Origin of the sequence: Streptomyces sp. CA-250714, from assembly GCF_050936705.1 — a bacterium.
Taxonomy (GTDB): Bacteria; Actinomycetota; Actinomycetes; order Streptomycetales; family Streptomycetaceae; genus Streptomyces.
Genome location: NZ_JBNJMI010000002.1, coordinates 662,554 through 685,920, shown reverse-complemented (window position 1 = coordinate 685,920; position 23,367 = coordinate 662,554). Strand labels below are relative to the sequence as shown.

General features: G+C 71.3%; 25 protein-coding genes and 1 pseudogene. 14 read left to right on the top strand and 12 right to left on the bottom strand.

The features are described 5' to 3' along the window. The first annotated feature begins 287 nt into the window (after window positions 1-287). Window positions 288-1,724, top strand: a complete 1,437-nt coding sequence (locus ACQEU8_RS21955; RefSeq protein WP_433103665.1) for a TerD family protein — start codon at window positions 288-290, stop codon at window positions 1,722-1,724. Window positions 1,725-1,765: 41 nt separating this feature from the next. Here the strand turns inward: ACQEU8_RS21955 and ACQEU8_RS21950 are convergent, their stop codons facing one another. After that, on the bottom strand, window positions 1,766-2,911 hold the full coding sequence (locus ACQEU8_RS21950; RefSeq protein ID WP_433103663.1) for a glycosyltransferase: 1,146 nt from the start codon (window positions 2,909-2,911) through the stop codon (window positions 1,766-1,768). Window positions 2,912-3,079: 168 nt separating this feature from the next. Here ACQEU8_RS21950 and ACQEU8_RS21945 point away from each other — a divergent pair, with 168 nt between their 5' ends. The 4 genes from ACQEU8_RS21945 to ACQEU8_RS21930 all read left to right on the top strand — a co-directional run bounded on the left by ACQEU8_RS21945 (window position 3,080) and on the right by ACQEU8_RS21930 (window position 8,180). Beyond that, complete coding sequence (locus ACQEU8_RS21945) at window positions 3,080-3,904, top strand: glutamate racemase (protein WP_433103661.1); 825 nt, start codon at window positions 3,080-3,082, stop codon at window positions 3,902-3,904. Between the two features lie 120 nt (window positions 3,905-4,024). After that, complete coding sequence (locus ACQEU8_RS21940) at window positions 4,025-4,642, top strand: hypothetical protein (protein WP_433103659.1); 618 nt, start codon at window positions 4,025-4,027, stop codon at window positions 4,640-4,642. Between the two features lie 131 nt (window positions 4,643-4,773). Continuing rightward, window positions 4,774-5,565, top strand: coding sequence for an ABC transporter ATP-binding protein (locus ACQEU8_RS21935; protein WP_433103657.1), 792 nt, complete (start codon window positions 4,774-4,776; stop codon window positions 5,563-5,565). Beyond that, window positions 5,559-8,180, top strand: a complete 2,622-nt coding sequence (locus ACQEU8_RS21930; RefSeq protein ID WP_433103655.1) for an FtsX-like permease family protein — start codon at window positions 5,559-5,561, stop codon at window positions 8,178-8,180. The genes ACQEU8_RS21935 and ACQEU8_RS21930 overlap by 7 nt, the downstream gene beginning before the upstream one ends. An 18-nt stretch (window positions 8,181-8,198) precedes the next feature. On the opposite strand, the gene ACQEU8_RS21925 is transcribed toward ACQEU8_RS21930, so the two are convergent. Further along, window positions 8,199-8,843 carry a response regulator transcription factor gene (locus tag ACQEU8_RS21925; protein ID WP_433103653.1) on the bottom strand — a complete coding sequence of 215 codons (645 nt, stop codon included), beginning with the start codon at window positions 8,841-8,843 and terminating at the stop codon, window positions 8,199-8,201. Continuing rightward, window positions 8,831-10,015 (bottom strand): sensor histidine kinase, encoded by a 1,185-nt coding sequence (locus ACQEU8_RS21920; protein WP_433103651.1) that lies wholly within the window; start codon window positions 10,013-10,015, stop codon window positions 8,831-8,833. Before ACQEU8_RS21920 ends, ACQEU8_RS21925 begins: the two co-directional genes overlap by 13 nt. Window positions 10,016-10,222: 207 nt before the next feature. Between ACQEU8_RS21920 and ACQEU8_RS21915 the strand changes: the two genes are divergently transcribed. After that, window positions 10,223-10,393 carry a hypothetical protein gene (locus tag ACQEU8_RS21915; protein ID WP_433103649.1) on the top strand — a complete coding sequence of 57 codons (171 nt, stop codon included), beginning with the start codon at window positions 10,223-10,225 and terminating at the stop codon, window positions 10,391-10,393. Between the two features lie 50 nt (window positions 10,394-10,443). Continuing rightward, a complete protein-coding gene (locus ACQEU8_RS21910; RefSeq protein ID WP_433103647.1) occupies window positions 10,444-10,941 on the top strand; it encodes an NUDIX hydrolase in 498 nt (165 codons plus the stop codon). A gap of 91 nt (window positions 10,942-11,032) precedes the next feature. On the opposite strand, the gene ACQEU8_RS21905 is transcribed toward ACQEU8_RS21910, so the two are convergent. Next, entirely contained in the window at window positions 11,033-12,235 is a 1,203-nt protein-coding gene (locus ACQEU8_RS21905; protein ID WP_433103645.1) for a cytochrome P450, read from the bottom strand. 728 nt (window positions 12,236-12,963) lie between these two features. On the opposite strand from ACQEU8_RS21905, the gene ACQEU8_RS21900 reads away from it, so the two are divergent. After that, complete coding sequence (locus tag ACQEU8_RS21900; RefSeq protein WP_433103643.1) at window positions 12,964-13,740, top strand: hypothetical protein; 777 nt, start codon at window positions 12,964-12,966, stop codon at window positions 13,738-13,740. Here the strand turns inward: ACQEU8_RS21900 and ACQEU8_RS21895 are convergent. From ACQEU8_RS21895 to ACQEU8_RS21875, 5 genes and pseudogenes are all read right to left on the bottom strand, one after another. After that, window positions 13,725-14,141: a PTS-dependent dihydroxyacetone kinase phosphotransferase subunit DhaM gene (locus tag ACQEU8_RS21895; protein WP_433103641.1), complete on the bottom strand. Its 417-nt coding sequence runs from the start codon at window positions 14,139-14,141 to the stop codon at window positions 13,725-13,727. The genes ACQEU8_RS21900 and ACQEU8_RS21895 overlap by 16 nt on opposite strands. Window positions 14,142-14,143: 2 nt before the next feature. After that, a complete protein-coding gene (gene dhaL, locus ACQEU8_RS21890; protein ID WP_433103639.1) occupies window positions 14,144-14,857 on the bottom strand; it encodes a dihydroxyacetone kinase subunit DhaL in 714 nt (237 codons plus the stop codon). 236 nt (window positions 14,858-15,093) lie between these two features. Beyond that, window positions 15,094-16,086: a dihydroxyacetone kinase subunit DhaK gene (gene dhaK, locus ACQEU8_RS21885; RefSeq protein ID WP_433103637.1), complete on the bottom strand. Its 993-nt coding sequence runs from the start codon at window positions 16,084-16,086 to the stop codon at window positions 15,094-15,096. 389 nt (window positions 16,087-16,475) lie between these two features. Beyond that, window positions 16,476-16,681 (bottom strand): annotated as a pseudogene (locus ACQEU8_RS21880) (hypothetical protein). Continuing rightward, window positions 16,678-17,610 carry an NAD(P)-dependent oxidoreductase gene (locus tag ACQEU8_RS21875; protein ID WP_433103635.1) on the bottom strand — a complete coding sequence of 311 codons (933 nt, stop codon included), beginning with the start codon at window positions 17,608-17,610 and terminating at the stop codon, window positions 16,678-16,680. The pseudogene ACQEU8_RS21880 and the gene ACQEU8_RS21875 overlap by 4 nt, the downstream one beginning before the upstream one ends. A gap of 27 nt (window positions 17,611-17,637) precedes the next feature. On the opposite strand from ACQEU8_RS21875, the gene ACQEU8_RS21870 reads away from it, so the two are divergent. Further along, window positions 17,638-17,760, top strand: coding sequence for a hypothetical protein (locus ACQEU8_RS21870; RefSeq protein WP_433103633.1), 123 nt, complete (start codon window positions 17,638-17,640; stop codon window positions 17,758-17,760). On the opposite strand, the gene ACQEU8_RS21865 is transcribed toward ACQEU8_RS21870, so the two are convergent. Next, the gene (locus tag ACQEU8_RS21865) at window positions 17,744-18,853 is read right to left on the bottom strand and encodes a PP2C family protein-serine/threonine phosphatase (RefSeq protein WP_433103631.1); all 1,110 of its coding nucleotides are present in this window, start codon (window positions 18,851-18,853) and stop codon (window positions 17,744-17,746) included. The genes ACQEU8_RS21870 and ACQEU8_RS21865 overlap by 17 nt on opposite strands. Window positions 18,854-19,385: 532 nt before the next feature. Here ACQEU8_RS21865 and ACQEU8_RS21860 point away from each other — a divergent pair. Next, window positions 19,386-20,021, top strand: a complete 636-nt coding sequence (locus tag ACQEU8_RS21860) for a hypothetical protein (RefSeq protein WP_433103629.1) — start codon at window positions 19,386-19,388, stop codon at window positions 20,019-20,021. 215 nt (window positions 20,022-20,236) lie between these two features. Continuing rightward, window positions 20,237-20,473 (top strand): DUF5132 domain-containing protein, encoded by a 237-nt coding sequence (locus tag ACQEU8_RS21855; protein ID WP_433103627.1) that lies wholly within the window; start codon window positions 20,237-20,239, stop codon window positions 20,471-20,473. A gap of 205 nt (window positions 20,474-20,678) precedes the next feature. Here ACQEU8_RS21855 and ACQEU8_RS21850 read toward each other — a convergent pair whose 3' ends face one another. Then, window positions 20,679-20,915: a hypothetical protein gene (locus tag ACQEU8_RS21850; protein ID WP_433103625.1), complete on the bottom strand. Its 237-nt coding sequence runs from the start codon at window positions 20,913-20,915 to the stop codon at window positions 20,679-20,681. Window positions 20,916-21,127: 212 nt separating this feature from the next. On the opposite strand from ACQEU8_RS21850, the gene ACQEU8_RS21845 reads away from it, so the two are divergent. Then, window positions 21,128-21,424: a DUF5132 domain-containing protein gene (locus tag ACQEU8_RS21845; RefSeq protein WP_433103623.1), complete on the top strand. Its 297-nt coding sequence runs from the start codon at window positions 21,128-21,130 to the stop codon at window positions 21,422-21,424. Window positions 21,425-21,773: 349 nt separating this feature from the next. Here the strand turns inward: ACQEU8_RS21845 and ACQEU8_RS21840 are convergent, their stop codons facing one another. Further along, the gene (locus tag ACQEU8_RS21840) at window positions 21,774-21,989 is read right to left on the bottom strand and encodes an EF-hand domain-containing protein (protein WP_433103621.1); all 216 of its coding nucleotides are present in this window, start codon (window positions 21,987-21,989) and stop codon (window positions 21,774-21,776) included. 207 nt (window positions 21,990-22,196) lie between these two features. Between ACQEU8_RS21840 and ACQEU8_RS21835 the strand changes: the two genes are divergently transcribed. Both ACQEU8_RS21835 and ACQEU8_RS21830 read left to right on the top strand, forming a co-directional pair. Beyond that, window positions 22,197-22,643, top strand: coding sequence for a nitroreductase family deazaflavin-dependent oxidoreductase (locus ACQEU8_RS21835; RefSeq protein WP_433103619.1), 447 nt, complete (start codon window positions 22,197-22,199; stop codon window positions 22,641-22,643). A gap of 66 nt (window positions 22,644-22,709) precedes the next feature. After that, on the top strand, window positions 22,710-23,354 hold the full coding sequence (locus tag ACQEU8_RS21830; protein WP_433103617.1) for an HD domain-containing protein: 645 nt from the start codon (window positions 22,710-22,712) through the stop codon (window positions 23,352-23,354). Window positions 23,355-23,367: the final 13 nt, after the last annotated feature.

Below are 23,367 nucleotides of genomic sequence, written 5' to 3'. Positions count from 1 at the left end.
CACGCGGGGGAGCCCGAACAGGGCGAATACCCCCCATGCCGACCACGATGACGGCTGATCAGGCACAGGGACATGGCTTGTTCCCGCCTGTCCCTTTGTGGGCGCGCGGGAGGGGAAGCTGACAGAAGCATAAGCCCACCGGCTAGGACATAGAACGCCCATGCCCCCACCAGCTGTTCGAGTCCGATGAGTCGTGGTGGGACGTGGTGCAAGGGCTTCGGCAGCGGCGGTGCCGTGCAATAGGTTGGGGAACGGTACGCACGGAACCGAGCCCAGGGGGAGTGGCCATGACGATGCGCAAGGGGACAAACGTCCCCGTATCCGCCACGGCGGTGCGAGTCGAGCTCGGTTGGCCGTCCGGCCCGCTCGTGCCGGACGTCGATGCCTCGGCACTGCTGCTCACCGAACAGGGCAAGGTCCGCTCCGACGGCGATTTCGTCTTCTTCAACCAGCCGCGGCATTCGTCCTCCGCCGTACGGCACGAGGGGAAGAAGCCGATCGGCGCCTCCACCACCGACGAACTGACCGTCGATCTCGACAGCGTCGAACCGGACATCGCACGCATCGTCATCGCCGCCTCCGCGGACGGCGGCAGCTTCGGCCAGGTGCCCGGCCTGTATGTGCGCCTGCTCGACGCGAGCGCGGGCGGTGGTCCGGGAGCGGGTCAGGAGATCGCCCGTTTCGACCCGGCTGACGCGGCCGGCGAGACCGCGTACCTCCTCGGCGAGCTCTACCGCCGGCAGGGCGGCTGGAAGTTCCGCGCGGTCGGCCAGGGGTACGAAAGCGGACTGGCCGGGCTTGCGACCGACTTCGGTATCAGCGTGGACGACCCCGCGCCCTCCGGTCCTTCGCCGTCGGGCAGCACGCCCACGGCGCCCGGCACCGCCGTACCGCCGCAGCCGCACAGTCTCGACACCCCGCGCGCGCCCGCCCCGCCCGGCGTGCGGGCCCCCGACGTGCCCCCGGCGCCCACTCTTCCGGCCGCGCCCAACCCTCCCACTGCGCCGACACCTCCCGCCGCGGTGACGCCTCCTGCCGCGCCGACGCCCAGTGCGCCTGCTCCCGGTGCACCGGCCGCACCGGTACGGCTGAGCAAGGTGACGCTCACCAAGGAGGCGCCCTCGGTCTCGCTCACCAAGCAGGGCGGCACCTCCGGCGCCATGCGCGTCAACCTCAACTGGACCACCCAGGCGCAGCCACCGAAGGGCCTGGCCGGGCGGCTGACCCGCGCCATGAGCGCGCTCACCGGACCCGACCTCGACCTGTGCGCCCTCTACGAGCTCGCCGACGGCCGCAAGGGAGTCGTCCAGGCACTCGGCAACTCCTTCGGGGCGCTGGACCGTCCGCCCTACATCCACCTCGACGGTGACGACCGCACCGGAGCCGTGGAGACCGGCGAGAATCTGACCGTCAACCTGGATCACATCGCCGAACTGCGCCGCGTCCTCATCTTCGTCACCATCTATGAGGGGGCGCGCAGTTTCGCCGGGCTGCACGCCACCGTCACCCTCCAGCCGCAGCACGGCGCACCCGTGGACTTCTCCCTCGACGAGTGCACCGTCCCCTCCACGGTGTGTGCCCTCGCTCTGATCACCAACGAGAACGGTGAGCTGATGGTCCGCCGCGAAGCGCGCTACCTCGTGCCCCGGCGCGGCGTCAGCCCGCAGCGCACCGTCGACGAGGAGTACGGCTGGGGCATGCAGTGGACACCGGGCCGCAAATGACGCGCCGGCCCTGACCGGCCCCCGAGAAGTAGGCGGCCCGCTCAGGAGTAGGTGCGGCCCTTCCACGCGGCGCCCCGGCCCCGGTAGTGCTGCACCGCCGAGTCGACGGTCATGGCCAGATACAGCACTGCTGTCACCGGCAGCAGGGGCGCCAGCCACAGCGGCTGTTGGTAGTAACGAAGCATCGGCACGTACGACAGCGTCATCACCAGCCACGCGGCACCGCCCACCGGCGAGCCCGCACAGGCCCACACCGGCGGCACCACATACACCAGGAGCAGCCCCACCACGGTGAACACCAGCAGGAGCGGGTTGTTGAGCAACTGCGCGTAGGCGCTGCGCGAGACCATCCGCCACAGCGGCCCGAGCCCCGCGTACGGGCGCACACTGCTCACCCGGTCCGCGAGCCCCAGCCAGATCCGGCCGCCGGAACGCTTGACCGCGCGGCCCAGTGTCACGTCGTCGATCACGGCGTCCCGGATGCTGTCCGGCACCCCGGCGCGTACCGCGGCCACCGTCCGCAGCAGCGCACACCCGCCCGCCGCCGCAGCCGTGCGGGCCCCTGGGTTGTTGACCCAGCGGAACGGATACAGCTGCGCGAAGAAGTACACGAAAGCGGGCACGATCAGCCGCTCCCAGCCCGTCCGCACCCGCAGCCGCGCCATCTGCGAGACCAGATCGAGCCGCTGGACGACCGCACCGCGCACCAGACGGCGCAGCGAGTCGGGCTCGTGCGCGATGTCCGCGTCCGTCAGCACCAGGAACTCCGGCTCCGCCGGGCCGGTGCGGGCGTGCTCGATGCCGTGCCGCACCGCCCACAGCTTGCCCGTCCAGCCCGGCTCCGGCTCGCCGGGGCTCAGTACCGTCAACGGCGGCCCGTCCGGCGCGTGCTGGGCCAGCTCTTGGGCGAGCGTGCCGGTGCCGTCGCTCGATCCGTCATCGACCAGCAGGATCCGCGCATGCCCCGGATAGTCCTGAGCCAGCAGCGTCGGCAGGGTCAGCGGCAGCACCTCTGCCTCGTCCCGGGCGGGTACGACGACCGCGACGGACGGCCAGGTCGCCGGTTCCGCACCCCCGGGGAAGGGCGGCATCCGTACGTCGGTCCGCCAGAAGAACCCCTGGCCCAGCAGGAGCCACGCCCACGCGGCCAGCGAGCCGAGCGGAAGGGCGGAGGTCCAGGTGAGCACGTGCGGCAGTTTGCCGTACCCCGCGAGTCACCGGCACCCCGCCGCGCCCCGGACGGGCCCCGCCTTCTCGCCGCGGGCACCGGGCTTCCACAACGTTGCCGGGGGGCGCGGGCTCCCCGCATTGCGGCGATCGAGGCCCTCGCCGCACGTGAAGTACAGTTGTTTCACGTGAAGATCGCGCTGATGGACTCCGGTATTGGCCTGCTGGCCGCAGCAGCGGCGGTACGCCGCGCACGCCCCGACGCCGACCTCGTGCTCTCCTCCGACCCGGACGGCCTGCCCTGGGGCCCCCGCGACACGGACGACATCACCCAGCGGGCGCTCCAGTGCGCCCGCGCCGCCGCCGCATACCGGCCGGACGCGCTGATCGTCGCCTGCAACACCGCCTCCGTGCACGCGCTGCCCGCCCTCCGCGCCGAACTGGAGCCCGCACTGCCGGTGATCGGCACCGTTCCCGCGGTCAAGCCCGCGGCGGCCGCCGCCGTACGCACCGGTGGCCGCGTCGCCATCTGGGCCACCCCGGCCACCACCGGCAGTCCCTATCAGCGCCGGCTGATCGAGGAGTTCGGGAACGGCGCCGACATCACCGGCGTGCCCTGCCACGGGCTCGCCGACGCCATCGAGAGCGGCGACGAGGACCTCATTACGGCCGCCGTCGAAGCCGCTGCCGAGCGCACCCCCGACGGCGTGGAGACCGTCGTCCTGGGGTGCACGCACTACGAACTGGTCGGCAACCGCATCCGGGAGTCACTGCGGGGCGACCGTACAGCGGGCCCCGCGCTGCAGGGCTCGGCCGCCGCCGTGTGCGCCCAGGCGCTGCGCCGCGCAGGCGCCCAGCCGGACCCGGGTGCGGCTGCCACCGGGGGCCTCACCGTCCTGCACAGCGGCCGGGTGGCCACTCTTCCGGAAGCCGCCCTCGTCTACGCGGAGGGCCGTCTGCTGGCCGGTGCCGGGGCCGAGGCGGGGGCCGAGGCGGCTGCCGTACGCGGCTGAGCGCACCTGCGGTATCTGACATAGCGTGGCTGCTCCTCACCGTGCGTGCCGACCCGGTATTCGCCAGGCCACGGCCTGCGCGAGCTGCCGACGTGGGGCGCCGGGAGTAATCTGCCGAACATGAGTGACCATCCCTGCGACGGCGTCCCACCCGCCGAGGGTGGCGCCGGATCCCGAGACGAGACCGACCGCACCACCACCCCTCCCACGCCGCTGGAGGAGGTCGTGCTGCCGCCGAGCGCGGACGTGTGGACCGGGCGGGCGACCAGCCGGCTGCAATGGGCGCTCGCTGCCGTCGGTGCCGGCTGCATCGCGCTCGGCATCGAGCTCGCGGTCGACGTGACCTGGTCCGGCGGGCTCGTGCCGCTGGTCATGTCCGTCGTCGGCTGTGTCGCGGCCGGACTGCTCATCCTCTTCGGCACGCTCGCCTTCGTCCATGTCGAGGTGAAGGTCGAGGGCGACACGCTGGAGGTGCGGTGCGGGCACGCCGGTGTGCCGCGTCGCCGTATCCACCTGCGGGATGTGGTCGCGGCCGACCACGCGCCCAGCGTCACCCCGCGGCACTGGGGCGGCTGGGGCTACCGCTGGCGGCCCGAGAAGGGCACGGCTGTCGTCATCCGCCGCGGCGAAGGGCTCGTCCTCCGGCTGGGGGACGGGCGGCTGTTCACCGTCACGGTGGACGACGCCGAGGCCGCCGTGCAGCACATCCGCACCCGCCTGCACGCACTGCGTACCTGATCCGGGACCCGCACTCTCGGCGTCCGGGGGTGTAGCGGGCTCCACCACCGGGACACCAGCCGGCTCTCTCCTCCCGGCTCCGCCCGCTGCATAGCGTCCACGTGGTACTTCCGCACACGGAAAGGACGCTCATGCCCGGGCGCCTCAGCGCACACCCACCCGCGCAATCCGCAGCCGTACACTCCGCCCCCGCGCACCCGGCCCTCGCACTCGACGGCGTCGCCCGGAGCTACGGGAGCCGCCGGGCCCTGGACGGCATCGACCTCGTACTGCCACGGGGCCGCTTCCTGGCTGTCATGGGCCGCTCCGGCTCCGGCAAGTCCACGCTGCTCGCCTGTGCGGCGGGCCTGGACCGGCCCGACGAGGGAACCGTCACCGTCGGCGGTACGGACGTGGCCGCGCTCGGCGAGCGGGACCGTACCCGGCTGCGCCGCGACCGGGTCGGCTTCGTATTCCAGGACTTGAACCTGCTGTCCGCGCTCAGCGTGCGGGAGAACGTGGCGCTGCCGCTGCTGCTGGCCGAGGAGCACGGGCGCGCCCGCGCGCAGGGTCTTGAGCCGCTGCGGCGCGCCGACGAGGCGCTGGCCCGGGTCGGGCTCGCCGAGCGGGGCGAGGCGCGGCCGGGGCAGCTGTCCGGTGGCCAGCGGCAGCGGGTCGCCGTGGCCCGGGCGCTGGTGACCACGCCCGAGGTGATCCTCGCCGACGAGCCGACGGGCGCCCTCGACCCGGTCACCGCGCACGAAGTCCTCGACCTCCTGCGCCGTACGGTGGCTGCGGACGGACCCGCCGTACTGATGGTCACCCACGATCCGGCGGCCGCCGCCGTCGCCGACCGGACCGTCTTCCTCACCGACGGCCGGATCACCGCCACCCTCGAACGCCCGTCCCCGGCCGAGGTGCGCAGGGAACTGGCCAGATGGTGAGGGGGAGTGGTGTCCGGCTGCTCGCCCGTCGAGCCGGGGCCTACCACCGTGCCGCCTGGTCCACGACGCTCGCTGCGCTCGTCCTGACCTCCCTCCTCCTGGGTGCCGCGGCGTCGGCCGTCGCTTCCGTGGCGCTGGGCCACCCCAGGGTCGCCGACCGCGCGGCCGCGCCCGTGGTGGTGGCGGGCAGCCAGAGCACCCGGTTCACCGCCAAGCCGTGGGGGAGCGAGCCCGAGACGGCGCACGCCGCCCTCACCGAACGCGTCCGGGTGCCGCACGCAGCGCTGGGGGTGCTCCGCCGGGTCGAGGGCGTACGGGCCGCCGTTCCCGACAACGCGTTCACCATCCGCACCGGTGCGGGGAACAAGCCACTGCCGGGCCGCTCCTGGCAGGCCGCAGCGCTCGCCCCGTACACCCTGCGCGAGGGCCGGGCGCCGCGCACCGTCGGCGAGGCCGTGGCGGGCGCCGGGCTGCACGCCGAGCCGGGGCAGCGACTGGCGGGACGCCGGATCGTGGGTGTCGCCGAAGGACCGGGCGTCCTCTATGTGACCGCGGCCGAGGCCCGCCGGCTGGCCGGGCACCCGCGCTCGGTCGACGCCATCGGCGTACTGGCCGAACCCGGCACCTCCACACGGCAGTTGTCCATCCGGATTCGTGCTGCGCTGGACGGAGGGGGACTGAAGGACACCAGCGCTGCCGCACGCGCCGAAGGTGATCCGGCTGCCCTGCGGGTGCTGACCGGCGACAGCCGTGGCGCGGCCGAGAACCTGCACGCGGCACCTGCCCGCTCGGCGCTGCTCGAATTGCTCGGTTCCGTCACCGCGAGCCTCGTACTGGTTGCGCTGCTGGTGATCTGCTCCCTGACCGCACAGGCGATCCACCAACGCGAGCCCGAACTCCGGCTGCTGCGTACGGTCGGAGCCACACCCCGCCAGGTGCGGACAATGCTCGGCCGCGAAGTCTCCCGTAAGGCCACACAGGCTGCCCTCTGCGGCGCCGTAGGGGCTGTCCCCGCCTTTCTCGCGTTGCACTCCGCGCTCGTGGCGCGTGGCGCCCGGCCGGAGGGACTCGAACTTCCCACCCCGGCCTGGGCGTTCCTCCTCCCGCTCGGCACAGCGGCGCTCACCGTCGGCGTCGCCCGCCTCGCTGCGCTGCTCGCGTGCGCCCGTGTTACGCGTGGCAGGCCCGCGCACGACACCGAGGGCGCCGCCGGCAAGGGCCGCAAGGTGGCCGGTCTCATCCTGCTGACGGCAGGCGCGAGTTCGGCCGGTACGGCGGCCCTCCAGCGCGGTGAGGCGGCTGCCGCGGCTGCGGGTGCCGCAGCCCTCACCCTCGTCATCGGCTGCGCGCTGCTCGGCCCCTGGATCGCGGCGGCGGCCGTGCGCCTGCTGCGGACGCCGCTGCGGAGGCTCGGCGGTGTCGGCGGCCGACTGGCCGAGACGTACGGCAGGGCCGAATCCCGCCGGCTGGGCGCGGCCCTCACCCCGGTCGTCCTGGTCACCGCGTTCGCCGGGGTGCAGCTCTCCGCCGCCGCCACCGTCGACGACCGGACGAGCCGTCAGGCCGCGCGCGCAGTACGCGCCGAACTGGCCGTCACCGCGCCCGGCGGACTGCCCACCGTCGCACTCGACCGGCTCCGCGCCACGGACGGAGTCGCAGCGGTGACCGGGCTGGCACGCAGCACGGTCGTCCTCGCCCGCAAGGAGACCGGCGAACCCCGGCTGGAGCGGCTGCCGGTGCTCGGCGTCACCCCGCGAGGAGTGACGGCGACGCTCGATCCCGGCATACGGGAGGGCGACTTGGCCGCGCTGCGTTCCGGCAGCGTCGCCGTCGGCGCGGACCGCGCGCACAGCCAGGATCTGCATCCGGGCTCGACGGTACGGATCCGCTTCGGCGACGGGGCCGAACGGGCGCTGCGGGTCGCCGCCGTCTACGAACGCTCCCTGGCACTGGGCGATTTCCTCCTCTCGCGTACGGATCTGATCCAGCACTCCGCCGACTCCCGTCCCACCCGAATGCTGGTCGCTGTCGCGCCCGGAGCGGATCCGGAGCGGACCAGGGCCGCAGTTCGGCGGATGCTGGAGGTGACTGCCCCGGGCGCGCGGACAGCACCCGCCGGCCTGCTGGCGCCGCCACGGACGGAGGGTGAGGATGCCGGGCGACTGCTCTCCGGTATCGCGGTCACCGCCATCGCCGCGCTTGCCGCCCTCACCGTGATCAGCACGCTGCGCCTCATCCGAGCAGGCCGACGGGGGGAGTTCGTGCTGCTGCGGGTCCTCGGAGCGGGACGCGGCCAGGTGCGCCGGATGCTGGCCGCCGACGCCACCGTGCTCACCCTCGCGGGGCTTGTCTGCGGGCTGGCCGCGGCTGCGCTGCCGCTGACCGCGCTCAGCTTCTCGCTGGACCGCTCGCTGCCCGCACTTCCGTTGTGGCAGGCCGCGGCCGTCATCGCGCTGGCCGCAGCCACAACCGCGGCCGGAACGCTTTGGCCGCTGCGCGGCCGGACGGCGTTGGGGGTAGCCGCCCTCCCAGGCGCTGGGGAGGGGGTGCCTCTGGCTGATGTTCGCAGGGCGCGGACATGTCGTGGCTGGGCGCGCAGTTCCCCGCGCCCCTGACGGGGCCGCGGGTGCCGTTCAGCGTTTGAGGTAGGCCAGGACGGCCAGGACCCGGCGATGGCCGCTGTCGCTGGGGGGCAAGTCCAGCTTCGCGAAGACGTTCCCGATGTGCTTGTGCACCGAACGCTCGCTTATGACCAGGGTTTTGGCGATGGTGGCGTTGTCGCGGCCTTCCGCCATCAAGTGCAGCACCTCCTCCTCGCGAGGGGTCAGCGAGTCGAGCGGCCCGCCGCCGCGGCCTCGCGACATCAGCTCCGTCACCACCTCCGGGTCAAGCGCTGTGCCTCCCGCCGCGACCCGCTCCAGCGCCTCCAGAAACTCGTCCACCCGGCCCACCCGGTCCTTGAGCAGATAGCCCACCCCGTGCGCCCCGCCGCCCAGCAGCTCCGCCGCGTACGTCTCCTCGACGTACTGCGACAGCACCAGCACGGGCAGCGCAGGCAGTTCGCGGCGGGCGTCCAGCGCGGCGCGCAGCCCCTCGTCGCGGAACCCGGGAGGCAGCCGTACGTCGAGGACGGCCACGTCAGGGCGCTGCTCCAGCAGCAGCGGCAGCACCTCGGGCCCGGTGGCGGCGACCCCCGCCACCTCATGGCCCGCCGAGCCCAGCAGCAACACCATCCCCTCGCGCAGCAGGGCGTTGTCCTCGGCGATCACCACACGCACGGCAGCTCCACTTCCACCACGGTCGGTCCCCCCGAAGGGCTCGTCAGACATACGGTGCCGTCCAGCGCAGCCACCCTGCGGCGGACACCGAGGAGCCCGCTGCCCGCGCTCTCGTCCGCGCCCCCACGGCCCTCGTCCCACACCCGCACCCGCAACGCCCTTTCCGCGCGCCGCAGCTCCACCCCGGCGCGTTCGGCGCCGCTGTGCTTGGCCGCGTTGGTCAGGCCCTCGGCGACGACGAAGTACGCCGCGGCCTCCACCGCTGCCGGGGCACGTGATTCGTAGCCGGGACCGTCCGCCAGCCCATGGGCGACGACCGTCACCTCCAGTCCGCTCCCCGCCGCCAGCGCCCGCACCGCGCCCACCAGTCCACGGTCCGTGAGCACAGGCGGGTGGATGCCGCGCACCACGTGCCGCAGCTCGGCCAACGCCTCCTCTGCCTGGTCCTGCGCGGTGTCCAGCAGCGAGCGGGCGGCGGTCGGGTCCCGGTCGTAGGCGCGGCGGGCCAGGCCCAGCCGCATCGACAGCGCCACCAAGTGGGCCTGCGCGCCATCGTGCAGGTCCCGCTCGATACGCCGCAGCTCCGCGCCGTGCGCCGCAACGGCACCCGCGCGGGTGGCCGCGAGCTGGTCGATCCGCTCGGACAGCCGCGCGCTGGGGGAGGGCAGGAGCAGCAGCCGGGATATTCGGGCCTGGAAATCGGCGAGATCCGTGAGCCGGGGCAGCAACACGGGCGTACGGCGGGCGAGCCCGCACCACGCGCCGTCCACCAGCAGCCCCAGCGGCCACAGCACCATCGCGGCGTAACAGAGAACGAGCCCGTACAGCAGTTGCGCGGCCAGCCAGCGCAGGTCCCGGTAGGTGCCCGGGTCGGTCCCCGCCGCCCGGACCCGCTCCAGCAATGAGCCCTGGTCCAGCGGAAGATACTTCTCCGGCACGGGGGAGCCGAGCCATGCGGCGGTCCTGCGACGCTCGAAGCCCGCGAGCCCGCGCAGCGCCCTCACGGTCTCGGGCAGCATGCCGGCGCCGATGACGGTCACGGTCGCCGTGGCGGCGACCAGCATCAGGCCGATCATCAGGTAGCAGACGAGACTGAGCCCGGCCCCCGTCACCAGGTGTAACGAGGCCCGGCCCGCGCTCCGCAACACCTGTCGCACCGTGACCCGCCGCATGGCGATCAGAGTAGGCGGGCCCGGGTCCCCAGCGCGGTGGAGCTGGCTACACCATTGATCCGGGAGCCAGCACTATGGGCCCGCGGCGGGGAATCCAGCAGAGTGGGAGACGTTCATCCGGCGCCGGGTTCGCCCATCTGCCCGACGCCGTACTCCACTTACGGTTCGTCCGCCCTGCTTTCGTCCGTCCTTCCACGGAGGAGTCCTGTGAAGTCCCTGCTCTGGCTGGTGCTCGCCGCCTGCGTCGTCGCCAACGTCTTCCTCAGCCTCGCGGGCCCCGGCGGCGCCACCCAGATAGTGCTCAGTGTGCTGACCGGGCTGGGCGTGCTGGGCAGTGGCGCGGGGCTGTGGGTGCTGCGGGACAGACGCCCGGCCTGACCTGCCGGTACGTCGTGCGGGCCGCTCCGCCAGGGACGTAGGCTCGGTGCATGGCCACTCCCGACTTCATCCGCGACCTGCGGCGCTCCGCAGGGCACCAACTGCTCTATCTGCCCGGCATCAGCATGGTCGTCTTCGACGACCAGGGGCGGGTGCTCCTCGGGCGGCGCGCAGACACCGGCCGGTGGTCGCTGATCGGCGGCATCCCGGAGCCCGGCGAGCAGCCCGCGGACTGCGCGGTACGCGAGGTGTTCGAGGAGACCAATGTGCGCTGCGTTCCGGAGCGCGTCGTCCTCGTCTACGGCCTGGACAAGCCCGTCAAGTACCCCAACGGCGACATCTGTCAGTTCATGGACATCACTTTCCGTTGCCGGGCCACCGCCGAGGAGGCGAACAAGGCGCGGGTCAACGACGATGAGTCCCTGGAGGTCGGCTGGTTCGGCCTGGACGAGCTGCCGACGATGAAGGAGTACGCGTACTTCCGCATCAAGCAGGCCGCCCAGGAGGGCCCCGCCTGGTTCGCCACGTCCCCGCAGACGGGCAACTGACGGCAGCCGGCCCCCGGGCGTGGCCGAGCTTCCGTGGCGGGCAGCCGACCATCGGCAGCTCCCGGGTTCCCGGCCACGGCGGCGTCCCCGGTCAGCGGGTGGGCCGGGTCGCCCGGACGGTGACGGGGAGCGTGCGCAAGCCGCGCAGCGTCGCGGTGGGTTCGTACTCGGCGAGACCCGCGGCCTCGAACACGATCCCCGCCGCGTGCAGCGCGTCGAGGACCGCGCGCAGCTGCAAGGTGGCGACCCCCGCGCCCAGGCAGGAGTGCGCGCCACGGCCGAAGGCCAGATGCAGCCCTTTGCGCCGGGTCAGGTCGACGGCGTCCGGGTCGGCGAAGACAGCCGGGTCACGGTCGGCGGCGGCCAGCATCAGGATGACCTCGTCGCCGCGCCGTATCCGCTCGCCCCCGACCTCGCTGTCCGCGACGCACACCCGGGCGGCGGCCTGCACCGGTCCGTCGAGCCGCAGCAGCTCGTCGACCAGCGCGTCCAGCCGGTCCTCGGCCACCGCGTGGGCGAGCAGCCCGGGTTCGGCCACCAGCCGGGCGAGCGCGTTGCTCAGCAGCCGGCTGACCGACTCGTATCCGGCGTGGAACACGGAGCGCAGCGAGTTGGCCAGCACCGCCTCCGGAACCTGGGGAGCCCGGGCGTGTGCGGTGCGCGCCGCGTCGATGAACCCGCCCTCGTCGGCGGTCTCCAGCCAGCCGCTCACCATCCGGCTCAGCTCGGCCTTCGCCTTGTTCCCCGGCTCCGCGCGCGACGGGTCCAGACCGGCGTCCATGCTGCGGACGATCGCGTTGGACAGCTCCTCCAGCCAGGGGCCGTCGGGCGCGGTGACACCGAGGAAGCCGCACATCGTGCGCAGGGCGAGCGGGCGGGCGAACTCGCCGACGAGATCGACGGTACGGCCGACGCCCCGCAACGCCGCCGTACGTTCCGCCACCAGCCGGGCCGCGGTGTCCGTGATCGCCGTGTGGGACCGGGCGTGCAGCGCGGAGACGAGCAGATGGCGGATGGCTCCGTGTGCGGGCGGGTCGAGGGTCTGCACGCTCAGCAGAGCCTCCGGGATGTCCTCGCCCATCCTGCGGAAGTCGGAGCCGAACGCATCGGTGTCGCCGAGGACCTGGCGGCACTCGGCGTACCCGGTGAGCACCCATGAGCTGAGCTGCGCATGCCAGTAGACCCTGCGGTGCTCGCGCAGCCGCCGGTAGACGGTGTGCGGCGCGGCGATGACGTCGGGAGCCAGCGGATCGTAGTGGGGATCACGCTGGAGGTGTGCGGCCGTTCCCGCCATGGCCAGCCTTTCTCGGGTCCGGGTGGGGTCTTGGGCCCGGTGGGGGGATGTGAAGGGCGAGGCCGTCCGCGGCCACGCGAGGTCGTGCGTGGCCGCGCCGACGGCGAACTCATCAGTAGAAGTAACGCATGGTGCTCTCTCCCTTCTGCATGGTTTCTCCAGGCCCTCCATCACAGGGCGCGTAGGGCGGGTTTTTCGCCGGAGGCGGCCTGAAATCCAGTCCTGAAAAGGGGAATCAGGCCAGTGCTCAGGCGCCGGGGCCGGGCGAGAGCGTCCCTCGTAATCGATGCCGAGAGCGCTGCCGACGACATGGATGTGAAAGGAATCCGCGCATCCCGCCTTCCCTGTTGACCTTCGTGGCCGGATGTGGGCCGTGGTTACCCTCCGACAGCCGGTGTGCTCCGCGCAAGGGGATGACGGGTTGAGGGCGCCTACTTTTCCACGGATGGAAAAGTAGGCGCTGCATTCATAACCGGTATGTCAGATTCCGTGGGTGACGGTGAATGCGGGACACCGGTATGGGGCATCCGAAACGACGGCGATTGGATAGCGGCCGTAGTTGAATTGTGAAGATCCTTGAAATGGGATCGACTTCGAAGGTGTATCTCCATGGCGAAATACTTGGCGTGCCGTCCGGCACGGTCCTGCCCGGACACCGGGCGGCAGAGTCTTCCAGGAACCGGAAGTGCCTGGTGAGCGCGGCGAGAGGGTTTGCGTTACTGGCGGCCATGACGGCCCTGGAGCGGGAGGACCCGGGCACTCCCCATCGGTTGTGCGTGATAGCCCGGCGCGCCGGACTGAGCGCCTCCCAGGCGAACAAGCTGCTGGCGCAGGCCGCGGAGCACGGGCTGGTCCGCCGTACCGGATACGGGCGGTACACGCTGGCCGGAGCGGTGGCCCGTACGGCGGCAGATGCAGCCCACCGCGCCCGGGCGCGGATCCCCGGTCCTGCCACTGCCGCTGGCCGTGCCGCGCAGGCACCCAGCAGCGCGCATCGGCGCACCCCCGCCACCACGGCGGTGGCCTCCCCGAGCCGCGGACGGCGCTCCGAGCAGCGCGCGGAGCGGAGCATCGAACGCGGCCTGGAAAGTGGCTTTGAAAGTGGCCCTGAAGGCGGCCATGGGCGGGGCCTTGCCGAGGGCATCGACCGGGGCCCTGGCCATGGGCGGGGCCTTGGGAACGGCCTCGGATCCGGGCTTGAATCCGACCTCGGGTCCGGTTGCGAACACGACCTTGAGCGGGGCCTCGGTCAGGGCTTCGGCCAGGGTTCCGACCAGAGGGCGGACCCGGGCGGCGACCGTGACTTCGATCGGGGCGGCGACCGTGGCTTCCACCGGGGTGGCGACCGGGACTTCCACCGGGGCGGCGACCGGGACTGCGACCAGGACGGCGACCGGGACTTCGATCGGGGCGGCGAGCAGGACGGGCCCCGGGCCGCAGCGGATGCGGGCGCCGACGCCGGATCAGGGCGTCGGCGCCGCACCGCTGCTCAGAGCTTGCGGTAGGTGTACGCCTCCTCCGCGGCCGAGGCCACCGCTGCCAGATCGCCGCCGCCCGCGGCCGTCACGACGGCGGCGACGGCGCCCTCGACCAGCGGGGCGTCGACCAGCCGTGCGGGCTCGGGCAGTTCGTCACCCTCGGCCAGCAGCGTCTTGACCGTCAGTACCGCGCTGCCCAGATCGACCAGGAGCGCGACACCTGCCCCTTCGTCCATCCGGTGCGCCGCCTCGACGATCAGCTGCTCGCTGGTGCCCAGGCCCCCGTCGGGCAGTCCGCCCGCGCCCGTGACCAGCGCGTCCGGCACCCCGGCGAGCCCGATGGCCAACTGCGCGACCGAGTCGGCGACCTCCTTGCTGTGCGAGACCAGAACGATCCCCACCCGCTTGCCGTCATTCGCCTGTGCCACGTTCACTCACTCCCGCCGCTGTCGCTCTCCCCGGCACCGGCGGCCTCCGCTTCCGCCAGCGCGGCCACCAGCAGCGCCGCCGAGGTCGCACCCGGGTCCTCGTGGCCGATGCTGCGCTCGCCCAGATAGCTGGCCCGGCCCTTGCGTGCCTGGAGCGGCACCGTCTCCTCCGCGCCCCGTTCGGCCGCCGTACGCGCAGCTTCGAAATCCTTGCCGCTGCTGTCCGCCAGCGCCTCGACGGCCGGGAACAGCGCGTCGAGCATCGTCTTGTCACCCACGGCGGCACCACCCAGCTGTGCCACCGCCTCGATCCCGGTACGCAGCGCGCCTGCCAGCTCCTCGCGGCCCACCTGCTCGCCGGTGCCGAGCGCCTTGCCGGTACGGCGCAGCAGAGTGCCGTACAGCGGGCCGGAGGCTCCGCCCACCGTCGAGACCAGCTTCCTGCCCGCCGTCATCAGCACGGCACCCGGCGTCGCGGGAACGTCCTCGCCCAGTTCCTCGCGTACCGCCTCGAAACCGCGGCGCATATTGCCGCCGTGGTCCGCGTCGCCGATTGCCGAGTCCAGCTCGGTCAGCCGGTCGGCCTCGCGGGCGACCGCGTCCGCCGCGGCCGTCATCCAGCGTGCGAAGAAGGCGGCGTCCAGCTCTTGTGTGCCTTTGCTGCTGTCGCCGCCGTCCCCGGACCCGCCGGGGTCGTTCGTCACCTTGCCGCTCACTTGTGCTCCTTCGCCGCTGTCCCGTTCATGGTGCTGTTCGCTACAGCACTGTGTGCCTGCCGTACCGCACTGCCGTGCTTGCTGTGCTGCCGTACCGAAGTACTGCTGCACCGCTGTACGGCACTACTGCTGCACGGCGGTGCTGCCGTTACCGCGTCACTGCTGTAACGCCTTGCTGTCTGCTGTCGTGCCATGTCGTTGCTCGCCGCGTCGTGTCGCCGCTGGGCGGTACGACGTCAGACGCCCCACCGCAGTCCCGGGGTGCGCACGGGCGCGTCCCACAGGCGCAGCAGCTCCTCGTCGGCCCGGCACAGCGTCACGGAGGCGCCCGCCATGTCCAGCGAGGTCACATAGTTGCCGACGAGGGTACGGGCGACCGGAATCCGCCGCTCGGCCAGGACCCGGTGCACCTCGCCGCAGAACCCGTACAGCTCCAGCAGCGGCGTCGCCCCCATACCGTTGACCAGCGCGAGCACCGGCTCCTCGGGCCGCAGATCCTCCAGTACGGCATCAACGGCGAAGTCCGCGATCTCCCCTGCCGTCATCATCGCCCTCCGCTCGCGGCCGGGCTCCCCGTGGATGCCGACGCCCAACTCCAGCTCGCCCGGTGGCAGCTCGAACATGGGGCCGCCCTTGGCCGGCGTACTGCACGGGCTCAGCGCCACGCCGAAGCTGCGCGACGAGTCGGCCACCTGACGCGCGACAGCCTCCACCCGCTCCAGCGGCGCTCCCTCGGCGGCGAGCGCGCCTGCGATCTTCTCGACGAAGAGCGTGGCGCCCGTACCCCGGCGCCCTGCCGTGTGGGTGCTGTCGGTGACGGCCACGTCGTCCTCCACCAACACCTTGCCGACGCGCACCCCCTCGTCCTCGGCCAGCTCCGCGGCCATGTCGAAGTTGAGCACGTCCCCGGTGTAGTTCTTGACGATGAACAGCACACCTTCCCCGCTGTCCACGGCCGCGGCCGCGGCGACCATCTGGTCGGGGACGGGAGAGGTGAAGATCTCGCCGGGACACGCGGCGTCCAGCATCCCCTGCCCCACGAACCCCCCGTGCAGCGGCTCGTGCCCCGAACCCCCGCCCGAGATCAGTGCCACCTTTCCGGCCACAGGGGCGTCCCGCCGGACCACCACCCGCCGGTCCACGTCCACCGTCAGCTCCGGATGAGCCGCCGCCATCCCCCGCAAAGCGTCGGGCACCACGGACTCGGGAACATTGATCAGCATTCTCATGCGTACCTCCTGGCGAGGGGAGCAGCCACCTCTGTGAGCTGTGCTTATTACAGGGTCGGGGCAGATTGTGAGGAGTTGGCCAGGTGTTGGTTCTCGGCCTCGGACGGTGGTGGCCGTTGTCGACTGCTGGTGAGGCAGGGGACGCCGGTCGTGACACCAGAGGCTATGCGCCGCCCGTGGGCGTCGCACTAGCCCTGGCTGTAGTTCTTGGGACACGGGGCCGAATGGGTCACCCGGACAGCGAATCCCCAGGCCCTGGGGCATGGCCGCGAGAGCCGAACCGAGCCACAGAACGCGGAAAGGGGCGGTGCCCCGGGAGGGAGGCACCGCCCTTTGAACGCATACCAGCCGGTCGGTCTGTCGGGGCCGGTAGCTGGTGGCCGGCGCCGTCAGCGGAGCTTGGCGCCGTACACGTGGTCGACAGTCATCGTCATGAGCACCCACCGGTCGGAGACCATCACCGACCGGTACTCGTCCGGGGCGTAGAAGGGCATGACGGGGACAGCCGAGAGCGGCCGTCCGACTTGATCGTTGCCGGCACGCCGAGCCGGCTTTCCGCGAGCAGACCGTGCGGGTCGAAGGTGCCGGCGGTCATGGGCGCGCCCCGGAAGGCTTGCGGAACAGTTCGATCATCGCCGCGTAGCTGTCGCCGCCGTGCCCCTCGGCGACAGCACGCTCGGTCAGAGCCTTGACAAGCTTCGGCAGTTCGGAATGCACACCGAGGGACTCACTCTCGTGGACGAGATGGTCCATCGCGGCCAGATGGGTGTCGATGGTGGAGTCGAAGGCCGGATACGTACCGTCATCGATCTGCTGCGCGTAAGCGGGCAGCCAGCCGGCCACGGTTCCGACGCCCTGGCCGGCGAAGGAGGCGAAGGTCGCCGCGTCCACGCCCGCCGTGCCGACGAGGGCTGCACCCTGGAGAAAGGCGTTCAGGATGCCCCACATGAGGCCCAGCAGAGCGACGTCGTACAGCGACGACAGCCCGTGATCGGCACCGAGGTAGGTGATTCCGGGCCCGAGGTTGCGCAGGACCGGCTCGTGCTGCTCGAACGCCGACTGCGGCCCACTGTAGAGAACGATGGTGTCCGACGAGCCGATGCCCGGAGGGGTGGCCATGATCGCGCCGTCGAGGTAGGTGCTGCCCCGCTGCGCGGCCCAGGCAGCCATCTCGCGGGCCTGCTCCGAGGTGCCCGAGGTGAGGTTCACCAAGGTCCGGCCGTCGAGAACGTCGCCCAGCGGATCGAAAAGTTCATGCACGGAGTCGTAGTCCGACACGCAGACGACGATGAGCGGCCCGGCCGCGACGGCGTCACCGACCGAGTCGGCGAGCCGGGCACCCTGCGCGACGAGTTGCTCCGCCTTGGCCGGGGTGCGGTTCCACACGGTGGTGGGATGTCCGGCGCGCAGAAATGCCCCAGCCAGCGCCTGGCCCATCAGACCGAGGCCGATGACTGTCACGGGAGCGTGCTCGTTGCCGCGGTGCTGTGAGGTCTGCTGTTCCTGAAGGGAGTTGGTATCCATGGCAGGATCGTCAACCTTCATATCGGTATGAAGGTCAAGGGGCAGACCGCGATGCTGATCAGACTGCCCATCGAAGCGGGCACCGAGGACATCGCATACTCGCCGCCCTGCCGCACCGGCACGGGCCTCGACCTCAGCCCTGACGCTTGAGGGCGATCACGGCGGCGTCGTCGCCGAGGCTGCCGCCGGTGTGTGCGAGCAGGTCGTCGCGGAGCCGGTGGACGAGGGTCTCGGGGTCGTCCGCGGTCAACGAGGTGATCCGGTCTCCGAGCGGGTAGAAGACGCCGGCTTCGTCGCGTGCCTCGATGACGCCGTCGGTGTAGAGCAGGAGGAAGTCGCCGGCTTCGAGCGGGAAGGTGTCGGCGGCGTATGACGTCGGGGCGAATTCGCCGAGGCCGAGTGGGGTTTCGGGTTGCCGGGTGTGCAGCGGTGTGACCTGCTGATCCCGTACGTGCAGTGGCGGCGGATGCCCGCAGTTGATCAAGCGGATGACCGGTTCGTCATCGGGGACCTCGAGGACGGCGGCGGTGATGAAGTCCTCCTCGGCATCGTCACCGGTCGTGGTGAGCTCGGCCAGGCCGCGGCTGACGCTCGCCTCCAGCCCGCGGGTGAGTCCGGAGAGGTCGGCATGCTGGTGGGCCCCTTCGCGAAAGGCGCCGAGCACGAGCGAGGCATCACTGATCGCGCTCAGCCCCTTTCCCCGTACGTCGCCGATGATCAGCCGGGTCGCCCCGCCGGTACGCGCGGCGGCATAGAGATCGCCGCCGATCTGCGCCTCGGCCTCGGCGGCCAGATAGACCGAGGCCACCTCCAGGGGACCGATGCGGCTGGGCAGCGGCCGCAGCACGACCCGCTGGGCGGCCTCGGAAACGAAACGTAGCTGCGTCAGCTGTCGCTGGTGGCGCTCACGCAGATAGCAGAAGCCCACGATGACCCCCGTGACGAGAGTCAGCGACAGGACCTGCACCTCGTGATTGAGGGAGAGCCACCCTCTGCGGACCGTGCCGATGACCAGCTGCGCCGCCACCGCGATGGCCCCGACGAAGGCCACCAGACGGGAGCCGCCGATCGCCGGGGTCAGGGCGGGCGCCGCGACGAGCAGCGGACCGAGATGGACCTCGGGCGGCGCCAGGATGTCCACGACCACGACGGCAACGATCAGCCCGAGCGGGAACGCCAGCAGTCCGTGACGGGCTCGCCAGGACCCTGGGCCGGGCGGGAGATGTCGCTGCTGGAGGCGCACGCTTCCGGTATACCTTCCGGTCGGCCCCGCCGCCTGCCGACGCCAAGGCGCGCCCCCGCCGGGCACCCGCGCGAACACCTCACGGGGGAACACCGACAGCGGGCCAGGACGGGACCGCCCTCACTCGAACGGGTGGACCGCCCAGCAGAAGCCCGTGTGGCCGCGACCGCGAGACGCGGTGCGCTGCGCCGCGCCCGGCCGGCAACACCGCCGAGGACCGGGCCCCGAACCGCCGCCTCCGCCCAGCCGCACCGTGCGCCCCCGAATCTCCCGTCGGCCGCACGCCGCGGGGACGAAGTGCGCCCGCGCCGCGGGGGCGCAAGGAGGAGCGAGCGGGGAGCACGCTGAACTGGCATAAGCCTTACGGGACTTCGGCCGTAGTACAGAGACGTACGCGCTCTTAATGCGCCTGTGTGGATCAATGCACCCGCATCATCTCAGCGGATGCGTTTAGTCCCGTTTTCTTGAGTAGTGCCCGCTGTGCGCTCTTTGCTTGGCCCGCAACAATTCGCCCCTCAGGGAGGAGACCTTGGTGTCCGTAGTTTCCGTCCGTATTCCCGCGCGCAAGCTCGGCTCCGCACTCGCCACCGTCGGCGCCCTCGCGGCTGTCCTGCCGACTTGCGCGGCGCAGGCAGCACCACCGGATCAGGGACAGGCCGCCGCCCCGGCATCGGATCAAGGCCGGGCCACTGCCGCGGCGAACGTGTCCTGCCAGGCCGGGGGGAGGGCGTTCTTCTCTCCCGGTCTGCTCCCGGTGCCCGTACCGAGGGACACCAACGTGCAGTACAACGGGCAGGACCGCAGCTGTAGTGGGTCGACGCCGGATGGCGGGCAGATCGCCACGGCCAAGTTCAACGGTGCTTTCGACGCGCCCATGTCGTGCGTGGTCGGCGGGGGTGACGTCCCGACCGAGGGTACGGGAACCATCGCGTGGAAGACCAAGGACGGTAAGAGCACAAAAAGCACCCTCTCGCTCACCATCTCGGGCCAACTGTTCAACAGCGCCACCGTCGACGGGCACGTCACAGACGGCGCCTTCGCCGGCGCCAGGCTGCACGGCAAGTTCCGCGTCGACCTGGTCAGGGAGGGCATCAACTGCGGCAGCCAGTCCCTCGCCGGCGGACTGAAGCAGGCGCCCTTCGACGGCTCCTTCAACATCAAGGGCTGACGGGCAGCAACCGCTCCGGGTGGCGGGCCGGTTGCCGGCCCGCCACACGGGGATGAGCGCGTCGGGCAGTTGACTGGAAAGGGCTGAGTTCACAGCGTTGAATACCCGTACGAGTGAATCCGGGGAGCCGAGCCTGATCCGTGGCCTAGGCTCTGCTTGCCTATCTCACTTCCCCGGAGAGGAAACGAATCACAATGCCCGTACTCCCTGCCTTCATGGCGGGTATTCTCGTATCCGCGCTCGTGAAGAAGGTGGCAAAGCCCGCTGTCCGTGGCGTGGTGAAAACATCGCTGAAGCTGGCCGCGGATACCAGGCGGGCCGCTCATGAACTCAATGACGAGCTGCGTGATATCGCCGCCGAGGCGAGCTCCGAGGTATTCCTGGAGGATATTGCCGAGCCCGAGCGGAAGACGGTACCGAAGAGTCGCTCGGCCTCGTCCAAGACGCACTGATCCAGGCACCGATGGCGTCCGGTCGGCACCGGGGGAGGGGGCCTCTGCCGGCGCCGACCCATAAGTGAGTGCGTGACAGGCGCCGCTGCCGGACCGCCCGGCAGCGGCGCCTATGCTTCCGGGCGGCGACTCGGCGCCGGTCACTCACGGCCCGTCGGCCTCACTTACGACCCGTCGGCCATGGCCGTCGCCCGTGGCCGACCGCTCATGAGAGCTTGCTCCTGAGCATGTCGAGGTAGAAGGGCAGCCTGTCCACCGCCTTCTTCGCCACCGGGAACACTTGAACGGTGTCGCTCACGAGATCGGTCACCGTCAGCGTGTACCGGCCGTTCTCGCACCGCACCTGCGCTGAGTAGAGCAGGTCGTCCGTCGCGGTCTCTGTCTGCTGGGTCTTCTGGGACACAGGCCCGTCCATCTCGGGGTCCTTCCATACCGGATCCATAGCTGAATCCTTACGGCGCGGGTTTCTTAGAAAATAACAGCCTCAATTTCCCCAGCGGCCCCGTCTTTCACTTTGGGGCGGAAATGCTCAATTTCGACTGCTGAATACTCGAAAGAGTGAATGAAGAGGGCTGGTCTGGCTGGTCCTCGCCGGGCCCTCTACCCTCGAAAAAGTAGAGGGCCCGCGGAACGCTCTGAGAGGAACCAGTAGTCATGCCTCCCGTATTTCCTGTCTTCTTGGTCGGAGTGGTGGCAGCTCCGCTCGTCAAAAAGGTGCTCAAGCCGGTCGTTCGCGGTGCCGTCAAGACATCGGTGAAGCTGGCCGCGGACGCCAAGCGCGCAGCTCACGAGGTGAACGAGGAGCTGTACGACATCGCCGCCGAGGCGAGCGCGGAAGTGTACGGCTCGCAGGAGCAGCGAGCTCCCAAGGAAGAACCCCCTGCGGAGCAGCCGCAGTTGAGTAACAAGAAGCAGCGCCCCGGTGCGGCGAAGGCGAAGGTCAACGCCTGAGGCGTCCGTTCCCGGTTTCCGTAGAACCGCGCGCCACACCATCCGCCCCCAGTGGTGCGGTCAGCCACCCCGTGCCGCCCCCCAACTGACGGGACTGAGCAGCGCATTTGAGGCTGCGTCCCCTCGCAGGGACTCGTAGGCGGGCGCCCGCGCGCCGAAGCGGGCCAGACAATCGCGCCACCCAGCTCCACGTACTCCACGCCGCGGTACTCGGTCCGGTGCCCTGCCGCCGCACGAACCTGATGCCGACGCAGCACGGCGCGGCGCTCCGGGACGACGAAGAGGCGGCCGCCCGTCCGGGCGGCCGCCTGCTGCACGCAAGAGCGAGGCGTCGGTGGGACGCCTGCTGTCAGAGGTCCTTGGCCTTCTCGAAGAACTCCTCGAAGGACAGGACGCCGTCACCGTTCGCGTCCCGGGTCTTCACAATGGCCTCCGCGAGGCCCACGGTGTAGTGCCGGTCGCCCAGCTCCACCATGGCCTGCTGGAACTCGGCCGGGGTGACGTATCCGTCGCCGTTCCGGTCGAATTTGTCAAAGGTCTTGCGTGCGTCCTCTATACCGGCCACGAGAGCCTCTACCTCCGGGTGAATGTACCGATCACGTGCCCACCGGCACGCTCCCCGTCACGCTATCCCCGCCTGGTGCGGGCGCCTCAGCCGCCCCTGGTCCGCACTCGTGTACGTGTACGCCCCCGCCGCTCGTGGTAGTCCCAGAAGGCCACAACCGCGAGATCCGCAAGGGTCCGGGACGATCCGACGAAGGGACGTACACATATGCCGATCGAGGGCGAGTACGAGCCGAGCCCCGAGCAGTGGGTGCGGGACCAGGTCGAGCTGTACGAGCGCTCCGGTGGCACCGAGGGGACGACGATGCGGGGTATGCCCGTCGTCGTGCTGACGACCAGGGGTGCGAAGACGGGCAAGGTCCGTAAGACGCCGCTGATGCGGGTGGAGCACGAGGGGAAGTACGCGGTGGTGGCTTCGCTGGGCGGGGCGCCCTCCCATCCGGTCTGGTACCACAACGTCGTCGCCGACCCCCGGGTCGAGCTCCAGGACGGGCCCGTACGGCAGGACATGACGGCCCGCGAGGTCACCGGCGAGGAGAAGGCCGTGTGGTGGAAGCGTGCCGTGGAGGCGTACCCCGACTACGCCGACTACCAGCGCAAGACCGACCGTGAGATCCCGGTGTTCGTCCTGGAACCCACCCCGGGCGGACACTGACCGCACCGCGGACGAGTCCGACGGCGGCCGGGCGCGGGCAGGGACGGAAGAGAGGCGAGGAGGCCGATGGGTGAACAGCACGGCCCGGCAGGCGTGAGTGTGCCGGACTCCCGACTGGCCGCGGAGGCCACCGAACTGGTGCGCGACACCACCAGCGATCTGATCTACGACCACTCGCGCCGGGTGTACTTCTTCGGCAGCCTCCTGGGGCGCGTCCGCCAGATCGGCTTCGACCCGGAAGTGCTCTACGTCGCCGCCCTCTTCCACGACGTCGGCCTGGGGGAGCGCTTCCACGACAGCGGGCGGCGCTTCGAGGTCGACAGTGCGGAAGAGGCCCGCCGTTTCCTCCAGGCGCGGCAGGTCCCCGAGGACAGCATCCGGCGGGTGTGGACGGCGATCGCCCTGCACACCACCCCGGGCATCCCGGAGTTCATGGAGCCCGAGGTGGCGCTGTTGGCGGCCGGGGTGGAGTACGACGTGTTCGGCTTCGCCTACGACGAGATCGACGCCGCTGACCGCGAGGCCGTCGTCGCCGCACACCCCCGTCCGGCGTTCAAGCAGCGCATCCTGCGGGCGTTCGCGGACGGTGTGGAGGAGAAGCCGGAGACCACGTTCGGCAATGTGAAGGCCGACGTCCTCGCTCATTACGACCCGCATTTCCGGCGCGGCGACTTCGTCCGCACGGTTCTGGAGTCGCCCTGGCCGGAGTGAGCGGCGGGCCGTC

Coding starts and splice junctions, on each gene's coding strand:
- ACQEU8_RS21905 (WP_433103645.1), bottom strand. CDS start 12,235: ATGGCGGGAACGGCCGCACACCTCCAGCGTGATCCCCACTACGATCCG.
- ACQEU8_RS21870 (WP_433103633.1), top strand. CDS start 17,638: ATGAAGGTCAAGGGGCAGACCGCGATGCTGATCAGACTGCCCATCGAA.
- dhaK (WP_433103637.1), bottom strand. CDS start 16,086: ATGAGAATGCTGATCAATGTTCCCGAGTCCGTGGTGCCCGACGCTTTG.
- ACQEU8_RS21875 (WP_433103635.1), bottom strand. CDS start 17,610: ATGGATACCAACTCCCTTCAGGAACAGCAGACCTCACAGCACCGCGGC.
- ACQEU8_RS21855 (WP_433103627.1), top strand. CDS start 20,237: ATGGCGGGTATTCTCGTATCCGCGCTCGTGAAGAAGGTGGCAAAGCCC.
- ACQEU8_RS21940 (WP_433103659.1), top strand. CDS start 4,025: ATGAGTGACCATCCCTGCGACGGCGTCCCACCCGCCGAGGGTGGCGCC.
- ACQEU8_RS21835 (WP_433103619.1), top strand. CDS start 22,197: ATGCCGATCGAGGGCGAGTACGAGCCGAGCCCCGAGCAGTGGGTGCGG.
- ACQEU8_RS21920 (WP_433103651.1), bottom strand. CDS start 10,015: ATGCGGCGGGTCACGGTGCGACAGGTGTTGCGGAGCGCGGGCCGGGCC.
- ACQEU8_RS21930 (WP_433103655.1), top strand. CDS start 5,559: ATGGTGAGGGGGAGTGGTGTCCGGCTGCTCGCCCGTCGAGCCGGGGCC.
- ACQEU8_RS21910 (WP_433103647.1), top strand. CDS start 10,444: ATGGCCACTCCCGACTTCATCCGCGACCTGCGGCGCTCCGCAGGGCAC.
- ACQEU8_RS21850 (WP_433103625.1), bottom strand. CDS start 20,915: ATGGATCCGGTATGGAAGGACCCCGAGATGGACGGGCCTGTGTCCCAG.
- ACQEU8_RS21830 (WP_433103617.1), top strand. CDS start 22,710: ATGGGTGAACAGCACGGCCCGGCAGGCGTGAGTGTGCCGGACTCCCGA.
- ACQEU8_RS21935 (WP_433103657.1), top strand. CDS start 4,774: ATGCCCGGGCGCCTCAGCGCACACCCACCCGCGCAATCCGCAGCCGTA.
- ACQEU8_RS21845 (WP_433103623.1), top strand. CDS start 21,128: ATGCCTCCCGTATTTCCTGTCTTCTTGGTCGGAGTGGTGGCAGCTCCG.
- ACQEU8_RS21900 (WP_433103643.1), top strand. CDS start 12,964: ATGACGGCCCTGGAGCGGGAGGACCCGGGCACTCCCCATCGGTTGTGC.
- ACQEU8_RS21955 (WP_433103665.1), top strand. CDS start 288: ATGACGATGCGCAAGGGGACAAACGTCCCCGTATCCGCCACGGCGGTG.